Consider the following 6000-nt stretch of genomic DNA (forward strand, 5'->3'; position numbering starts at 1 on the left):
TTGGAGAAGATAACAATTGAGTTTAGACTGATTTTTAGGGCCTACTATTTCGGGAAATAAGTAGAAAATAGAACTAAAACCCACGAAGAAAATAAATTTTCTCCGTGGGTTTTAGTTATTTAAAGAGGCTTTTGAGGTAGTTTTAGTAAATTTTATAATTATATCTGGAAAGTATTTATTCTAATTTATGGGTATTTATATACCTTAATTTACCATATATAAAAGCTCGCTCTCCTTCAGAAAACTTTTATATGAGATTAGCATACGTGCCAATTGATTTATTTTCTAGAGCAGATGTCTACTATCTTGTGAGGTGGAATGATTCATAAGACAACCATCATCCCTATGAATAGAAAATTATCGTTATAAAGAAATTTAGCCGGAGTAACAAAAGTATAGTAAAATCTATTTAAGGAAAAAATTTCAAATTTTTATTGACGATTATAATAAAAGTAGTGCATAATATGTTTGTGTTCTTGTTTTTGGTAAAAAAGTAAAAAAAAACTATTTCAAAGTGTATAATTTCATTTTATTTGTATAGATAAATAAAATGAGAAAGGGGTTGTGTTTGCCTCTAGTTTTATTAGAGTATTGGTGGAGGGAAATTTGAACTAGAACTTACCTCTTAATTGTTTATCTTGTTTTAGGCAATGACGAATGTTTAAATACTTGAGGGTTCCAGATGAGGCGTATATATAAAGCACTATGTATATTAACTTAATCATAATTAACATGCGCAGAATATAAAATGATCTAGAATTCCCTCAAGGAAAATTCACAGATATACTTAAAGATGTAGTAGTGTAATGTAATACTGTTATTATAAAACATTCGTTCTTGCATCAAAAGAGACTGGATTAGAGTTTCTTATCTAACTAATTTTATGAATAGGCAGAAGTTCATCCCTCTTAAGCAGGTGATTTGAAGCATTCTGACTTTCTTGACCTCTATGAATTTACTCTCAAAAAATAGGGCTAGGAAAAAATGAGTATAAATACATAATTTTCCGAAAAATATTTTATCCGATGATAGCCCTCGCCACAGATATTCCATCAAGAATAGCAAAAACCATAAAGAAAATGGGGTCTTTTGCAAACTTTATAATTAGTAAATCCTACATCTTTAAATACATACAAATACAGTTTGATCGAACAAAAAATATCCATAGTTTTAAAACATAAAATACTTAGTTAGCTATTTATCAGCATAAAAGGCTATCAATGATACAGCTTAAAGTCTGGAATAATAAGATTTTGAAAAGCTTAGTGAATATATTAATATGATACAAGCTTAAAAAGTTTTATCAAGCTCACACTTTTAACACTAATAGTATTCACCGAAAATCTAAAATTATGATAACAATAGTTACTTCGAAAATAGAAAAGGTGAGAAAATGAAAAAAACTAATGGTAATTGGAAAGATTTTTTTGAAATAATTAGAAAAACTAAACCTAATATACGTCTTTTTACTTTTGCTATTATTATTGCTTCTATTAGTGCAATAATCTCAAGTTTTATCCCTAATTTTCTGAAAAATCTGATCGATTCTTACGCTGCTTCTGGAACTTTCAATGGAATTGTTTTATTAGGATTTATAGCATTATTTCTTAGTGGAACGATTCTTGGTGCAATAGGAAGTTATTTATTAAGTGTAGTCGGATTGAAAGTTGTTGCAAATCTTCGTGAAATAACTTGGGTTAAAATTGTTAAATTGCCAACTGAATTTTATGATAAGAACCGATCAGGGGACATAGCAAGTAGAGTAGTAAATGATACCACTGTTATATACGACTTGGTCAGTAATTCATTCTCCCAATTTATTAATGCAATATTGATGATATTATTTTGTGGATTTTGGTTATTTTATTATGATTGGGAATTAACATTAATAATAATTATTGCTATTCCAGTATTTCTATTATTTTTCATTCCTCTAGGGAAAATTTTATCAAAATTCTCTAAGAGTATTCAAAAGTCAACAGCAAAATTAAATGTTAGTGCTGTAGAAATGATTTCTGAAATTAAGTTGATTAAATCTTTTACAGCGGAAAATTATCAAATAGTTAAAGGAATGGAAGATATAAAGGATTTAAAGAATATTGGTATAAGACAATCTAAATGGATAGTTATGGTGAATCCAATCCTTAATTTAATCATGATGATTATTATCGTTACCATTATTGGTTATGGTGGAGTCAAATTGGCTAATGGTGACCTAACATCAGGCACATTTATTGCATTTTTAACACTAATTTTTTATCTCATGGGACCTATTGCAAATTTTGGATTATTCTTTACGCAATTACAAAAAACAAAAGGTGCGACAGAAAGAATTTCTCAATTGCTGTCTGAAGAAGAAGAAAGTCAAGATAAAGGAAAGGTTTTAAGCTTGACTGATAAAGATTTAGAAATTAAAGATATAAGTTTTCGATACAGCAATCAAGAGAATGTTTCATTTTCCTTGCAAAATATTAATCTGACTATTCAAGGAGGTAGTACTTATGCTTTAGTTGGTCCTAGCGGTAGTGGGAAAACAACGTTAATTTCTTTATTAGAGAGATTTTATAAACCTAGTAGTGGGAAGATTTGTATTGGTGGAGAAGATATTGAAAACTTTTCTCTAATGTCCTGGCGTTCACAAATAGGTTATGTTTCTCAAGAACATAGCTTGATTAGCGGGAATGTGAGAGAGAATTTAATCTTTGGATTAGCTGAACAACCAAGTGAGGACAAGTTAATAGAAGCCTGTAAAATGGCTTGCGCTTGGGGATTTATAGAAAAATTACCTAATGGATTAGACACGTACATTGGTGAAAAAGGAGGGGGGTTGTCTGGTGGACAAAGACAAAGAATTGCAATCGCAAGAATGTTTCTGAAGAATCCAGAAATAATTTTATTAGATGAAGCGACCGCTAATCTTGATAGCCAATCAGAAGAAATAGTTCATTCTGCTATGAAGGAAATTACAAAAGGTAGAACAGCTATTATTATAGCCCATAGGTTATCTACAATTATTGACGCTGAAAATATTATCTTTATGGAGGATGGGAGAATAACAGGGCAAGGAAAGCATGGGGAGTTACAAAAGACTCATAAACTATACAAGCAGTTTTGTGAACAACAATTTCAAACTCAGACTAGTAAACAGCAATTACAACTTCAGTGAATATTAAGACAAGGATATGCTGTATTACTGAAATAAAACTATTTGTTAAATTAAATAAGTGACTAATAAATTATCAGTTTAACGGAATAATCAGAAAAATAAAATCGAAAGGGGTAAGTAATTATAATGGACAAAAAACTAGTTTATTTTAAGTATATGAATAATGATTCAAATTATTATGTCGAAAGTAATTTGACTACTAATGTAGATGAATATGAGGTAAAGGAAATACCTAGTAATTGTATTACTGTTAAAGCGGAGAATTCACCGTGGAAATTTTATAATTTTAAAGATAAAAAAATAAGAGAACAGGGCTGGAAGATTCATATCAGTGCAACGATGGAGAATGCACAAGAGATTTTAGAGGTAGTAAGTAAAATATTAATTGAGCGTCAAATTGCTTTTAAACATATTATCGATAAACAAACTTTAATGAATATTAATTCGAAAAATGGAGATAGAATAACATCAGGAAAATTCATTGCAATATACACTCCAACTGAAGAAGAATTCTTTGAATTATTGAATTTATTGTATGAAGAAACTAAAAATTATGAGAATGGTCCTTATATCTTAAATGATAAGTCTTGGAAGAATAGTAATATTTATTATAGATACGGAGGATTTAGTAGTATATACAATGAAAAAGGTGAGCTCTGTATTAGAGATAAATCAGGAAATTTAATTCCAGATCATCGTAAAGCCTATTATCAAGCACCTGAGTTTGTACAGGAATTTAATCAATTTTTGGATTCAAAAAATAATTTATCTGAAGATAATGAGGAGGACAAAAAATTTGAGGAGTACGAATTTCAAGGAGTGCTTAGATACTCTAATGGAGGAGGAATTTATTTAGCAGAAAGGAAAGTAGATAAGAAAAAGGTAGTTATCAAAGAAGCGAGGCCAAAGGTAGGATTGGACGGTCAGTATAGAGATGCTATAGACAGATTGAACACAGAATATGAAGCTTTAACTAAACTTGCGGATATTGAGGGTGTAGTAGATGTTATTGATTATTTTAAATCTTGGAAACACCTATTTCTTGTAGAGGAATATGTAGAGGGGTATGATCTGCAAGCGTGGATTGCAAGGAATTATCCATTTCATCGTATAAGTGATAAAAAAATATATTTAAATAATGTAAAAGTTATCATAAATAGTTTAATTAATACGGTTGAAGAAATGCATAAAAAAGGTGTTGGTATGGGAGATTTGCAACCATCTAATATATTAATTACACCAGATTTAGATTTGAAACTTATTGATTTTGAATCAGCAACTAATAAAGACAATATAGAAAAAGCAGTTATGCAAACAATTGGGTTTGCTAATGACAAAAATAAAAATCATAAAGAGAGAGATTGGTATGCAATAAAGAGAATTTTGAGATTTTGTGTATTACCTATTGGTCCTGTTAGTGAGCTTGAGGTAAATTTAAATAATTATCATAATCATTGGATTGAACAAGAGTTTGGTGAAGATTTCTATTCTTATGTAAGAGATGTAGAAATCTTATGTGATAGATATTTATCAAAAACTAAAGAGAGAGAATATAAGTTTATAGATGATTCAAAAAAAGGGGTAACAGATAATATAAATTTAATAATAGAAAGGCTAAGAAAAGGTATTTTAAAAAATTTAATACCTGAAAAGGGATTAATCTATGGTGATATTAGACAGTATGAAAGTCCAGGTGGGCAAATAAATGTGCTTACTGGTGGAGCTGGTGCCGCCCTGGCCCTTTGTAGAACAGGAAATGTAGATGGAAAAGTAATTGATTGGATTGAAAATTACTTAATTGAAAATATGTATGCCGAAGAGCAGCAAGGGCTATTCATTGGAAAAGCTGGTATTGCGACAACATTATATGAGCTAGATTATAGAGAGGAATCCCTAGAGTTATTTAATGAGTTTTTTGATAAATTAGATTTTGGAGATATATCTTTAAGATCTGGTTTGGCTGGAATAGGACTTGCCTTACTAAGTTTGTATTTGGAAGAATATAATAATGAATATTTAGAAAAGTCGGAATTTTTAGCGAGCAAGATTAACGCTTTTATAAGTGAAAATAAAAGTTTAATTTCTAAAGATTGGGAATCTATTCCAATCGGGTTGATTGACGGTTGGTCTGGTATATCATTGTTTTATTCAGCCTTATATTCAATAACTAAAAATCAAGCATATTATTATAAAGCTAAAGATTTAATTGATTGTGATTTAAAAAACACCAAGGAAGATAAAAATATGAGTGTTTTACAAACGATTGACGAAAGAGATCGCTTATTACCATATTTATCAGGTGGAACTATCGGAATTGGAGTAGCCATATGGTATTTAAATCATGTAAGTGGCCAGGGTCTTTACCAAGAAGAATTAAAATTAATCGTTAATCTAAACGAATTTAGATCTACATTTAGTGGAGGATTATTTAATGGAGCAGGTGGCTTTTTATTGTTGCCTCATATCATGGAAGATAGTGCAAAAGAAATTGAAAAAAATATAAAACTAGCAATTAGCAAATTAGATTTATTCCTTATTCATAAAGAAAATCATACTCTATTCCCAGGTAACTTTTGCTATCGTTTGTCTGATGATTTATATTCTGGAAGTGCAGGAATAATATTAGCTTTAAACGGGATTTTATATTCAAATCCATTATATTGGTTACCAATTATCAATATTAATAGTTTTATAAAGAAAACTAAAAAATTAAAAGAAGAAACATTATTAAATAATTGATCTAGGTAAACCTAGATTTAAGATAGTAATTTTAAGGAGGTGGTTTAAACACAAAAATATCATATTTAATCTAATTTAAAAGGGGGATATAAAAA

Annotated in this window: 2 protein-coding genes; both read left to right on the plus strand. The window is 29.4% G+C overall.

The genetic code is table 11. The features are described 5' to 3' along the window. The first annotated feature begins 1393 nt into the window (after positions 1-1393). Positions 1394-3166, plus strand: coding sequence for an ABC transporter ATP-binding protein (locus tag DN400_RS19545; RefSeq protein WP_065229672.1), 1773 nt, complete (start codon positions 1394-1396; stop codon positions 3164-3166). 126 nt (positions 3167-3292) lie between these two features. Then, on the plus strand, positions 3293-5905 hold the full coding sequence (gene lanKC, locus DN400_RS19550; RefSeq protein WP_147801873.1) for a class III lanthionine synthetase LanKC: 2613 nt from the start codon (positions 3293-3295) through the stop codon (positions 5903-5905). Positions 5906-6000 lie beyond the last annotated feature (95 nt).

Origin of the sequence: Bacillus sp. AR8-1 (assembly GCF_008042345.1) — a bacterium.
In the GTDB taxonomy this organism is placed as follows: domain Bacteria; phylum Bacillota; class Bacilli; order Bacillales; family Bacillaceae_G; genus Bacillus_A; species Bacillus_A cereus.

Coding starts and splice junctions, on each gene's coding strand:
- DN400_RS19545 (WP_065229672.1), top strand. CDS start 1,394: ATGAAAAAAACTAATGGTAATTGGAAAGATTTTTTTGAAATAATTAGA.
- lanKC (WP_147801873.1), top strand. CDS start 3,293: ATGGACAAAAAACTAGTTTATTTTAAGTATATGAATAATGATTCAAAT.